General features: G+C 68.8%; 3 protein-coding genes and 1 pseudogene. 1 reads left to right on the top strand and 3 read right to left on the bottom strand.

The features are described 5' to 3' along the window. The 3 genes and pseudogenes from VH569_RS35175 to VH569_RS35165 all read right to left on the bottom strand — a co-directional run. Positions 1-274: pseudogene (locus VH569_RS35175) on the bottom strand (hypothetical protein); the annotation flags it as partial. After that, entirely contained in the window at positions 271-1,728 is a 1,458-nt protein-coding gene (locus VH569_RS35170; RefSeq protein ID WP_423321908.1) for an FAD/NAD(P)-binding protein, read from the bottom strand. The pseudogene VH569_RS35175 and the gene VH569_RS35170, both read right to left, overlap by 4 nt. Before the next feature lie 43 nt (positions 1,729-1,771). Beyond that, on the bottom strand, positions 1,772-2,257 hold the full coding sequence (locus VH569_RS35165; protein WP_423321906.1) for an ABC transporter ATP-binding protein: 486 nt from the start codon (positions 2,255-2,257) through the stop codon (positions 1,772-1,774). A 203-nt stretch (positions 2,258-2,460) separates the two neighbouring features. On the opposite strand from VH569_RS35165, the gene VH569_RS35160 reads away from it, so the two are divergent. After that, a partial coding sequence (locus tag VH569_RS35160) for an FAD-dependent oxidoreductase (protein WP_423321904.1) occupies positions 2,461-2,864 on the top strand: 404 nt, incomplete at its 3' end.

Raw genomic sequence — 2,864 nt, 5'->3', positions numbered from 1 at the left:
CATCGGTGCCGGCGGCGAGCCCGCGGTAATGGGCGGCGAGCGTGTCGTTGCCGGCCAGCGCCGCGATGCGTTCCGCCACCGCGGCGCGCTCGGCGGCCGGAAACAGGCCGGGCCGCCGCGGCGCCAGCAGGGCGTGGTGCGCCGCCTGGGTGCGGGTGCGGATCTCCGCCCGGCGGGCGCGCAGGGCCAGCAGCGGGGAGGAGTCGGACAGGCCGGCCAGCCGGTCGATCAGGTCGGGGGCGATGTGGGCGATATCGCCAGCGGTGGCGCTCATCGGAAATCCTCCGCTTCGGTCCATTCGTCGCCCAGCAGTTCCGGCGTCTCGAACCCGATCAGCCGCTGCCAGTGATAGTCGTAATCCTCGGTGAACAGCGCCGCCGTGATGCTGTCGGCCAGACGCTCCGCCCCGGCGCTGATGCCGGGAATGTCGCCGGTCACCTTGCCGTGGCTCAGCACCGCGGCATAGTTGAAGGCATGGATGCGGTTCAGCCAGGGCGCCTCGCCGGGGGTGCGCTCCAGGAACTCGAAATCGGCGCCGAGATAGGGATGCTGGGCGAACTCGCCGGCCTCATGGCCGGGAAGGACATAGCGGTCGCGCCACAGCAGGGTGTGGCGGGCGATTTCCGCCAGCTCCGGCCGCTGCTCCCAATTGAGCGCGAAGCCGGTGGCGAGGATGACGTGGTCGACCGTCACCGTGCCGCGTCCGGTGCGCAGGACCAGACGGCCGCCCTCGGCCGCCGCCGCCTCGACGGCGCAGCCGGTCAGCAGCGAGAAGTTGGGATGGCGCGAGCAGCGCAGCATGGAATTGTGCGGCGCCGGCACGCCGGTGTCGGCGATATACTGGTTGTAGGCCCAGCGCCGCTCGTCCGACAGGGTGTGGAAGCCGAGGACGATGCCGGGATGGCCGGCGCCCAGGCTCTTGTTGATGCGCGGCAGCTCCGCCCGGCGGATCAGCATGTAGACCTTGGCGGCGCCCCGCTCCAGCGCCTCCGCCGCATTGTCCACCGCACCGGCGCCGGCACCGAGCACTGCCACCGTCCTGCCCTTCAGTCCGTCGAAGTCGATGGGTTCATGGGCATGGCTCCAGAACCGCTTGTCCACCGCCTTCCAGAAGGCCGGGACGAAGGGGCCGCCAAGACCGTCGCGCCCGTTGGCCAGGATCACCCGGCGCGCCCGCACCCGCTGCCGCCCCTCCGGACTGTCGAGGTTGAGGGTTACGCCGTCGGCGTCGCCGGAGATCGCCGTCAAGGCGGTGTCGTTCCGCACCGGCGCGCCGGTGACGCGGCGGTACCACGTCAGGTATTCCAGCCATTGCAGGCGCGGGATGCGGAACAGCGCATCCCAGGCGGTGCGGCCGAACTGCGCCTCGAACCAGGCGCGGAAGGTCAGGTTGGCGAAGCCCAGCGCCGGACCGGTCAGCGTCTTGGGCGACCGCAGGGTCTCCATGCGGGCATAGGTCCCCCACGGTCCCTCGCGGCCGGCAGGGGCGCGGTCGAACAGCCGGATGTTGGAGATGCCGACCTTGCGCAGGGCGAAGGCGGCGGTCAGCCCGGCCATGCCGGCGCCAACGATGGCGACATCGAGCACGGCATCCCGCGCCGGCACCCAGTCGGCCGGCGGCAGGGTGAGCAGGTCGAGATCGCGGGCGAGCCGCGCCTCCAGCTCCTCCAGCGAGCGGGGGCCGGGGTCTGCAACGGTGGAAGGCACGGCGGAGTTGTCCTTGGTCATCGGAAGAGGGTCCTGTCGGAAATGCTGCGTCAGGCGGGCGGCATCAAGCGGCCTGGGCACCGCCCAGATAGGCGTCGCGACTCTGCGGGTCGCGGGCGAGGTCGGCGGCCGGGCCGGACAGCACGATGCGTCCGGTTTGCAGCACATAGCCGCGATGGGCGATCTGCAGGGCGAGGCTGGCGTTCTGTTCCACCATGAAGATGCTCACGCCCTGCCGGTTGATGGTCTGGATCATCTCCAGCACGCGGTCGACATGCAAGGGCGACAGGCCCATCGCCGGCTCGTCCATCACGATCAGCCGCGGGCGGCCCATCAGGGCGCGGGCCATCGCCACCATCTGCTGCTCCCCGCCCGACAGGGTGCCGGCCTGCTGGGCATGGCGGTCGCGCAGCTTGGGGAACAGGTCGAGGATGCCGTCGTAATCCTTCGCCACCGTGTGCGCGTCGCTGCGGGTGTAGGCGCCCATCAGCACATTCTCACGCACCGTCATGGTGCCGAACAGGCGGCGGGCGGGACGGAGCTTAATCACTCTTAATTCCTACTGTAAAGACAGTTATATATGTTTTGTTTATACATTTTTATATCGCTATATCTAGCCCAACTGGGATCGCCGCCACCTGACTCATTTAAAAAACTCAACGGAATCATGAGCATTCCAAAATTGACGGGATGCCACTGCGGTATTGTAAGAAACAACACACAGATGCATCGAAGCGGCGGAGTTTCACAGAAATGCCGAACATCCGGGTATCGACCGCTCCGCCGGCCACACGGCTGCCCACCGCAGAATTGCCCATCGCAGAGTTGCCGCCCATCGCCGCCGATGTGCTGGTGATCGGCGGCGGCCTGTCGGGAACCTGGGCGGCGCTGGCGGCGGCACAGGCCGGGGCCAGAGTGGTGCTGGCCGACAAGGGCTATTGCGGTGCCAGCGGGGTCGCCGCCACCTCGGGTCCCGGCCACTGGTGGGTGCCCCCCGATGGCCCCGATGGCGATCCGCGGGCCGAGGCGATCCGCCAGCGCATGGCGATTGCCGGCGGCATCGCCGATCCGGCCTGGATGGAGCGGATCCTCGACATCACCTGGACCACCCTGCCGACCATCGCCGATGTCTACGACTTCTCCACCGACGAGAGCGG

The sequence above is a fragment of the Azospirillum sp. 11R-A genome (assembly GCF_049472615.1).
Classification (GTDB): domain Bacteria; phylum Pseudomonadota; class Alphaproteobacteria; order Azospirillales; family Azospirillaceae; genus Azospirillum; species Azospirillum palustre.
The sequence above is the reverse complement of the archived record's forward strand: the minus strand, read 5'-3'. Positions and strand labels throughout refer to the sequence as shown.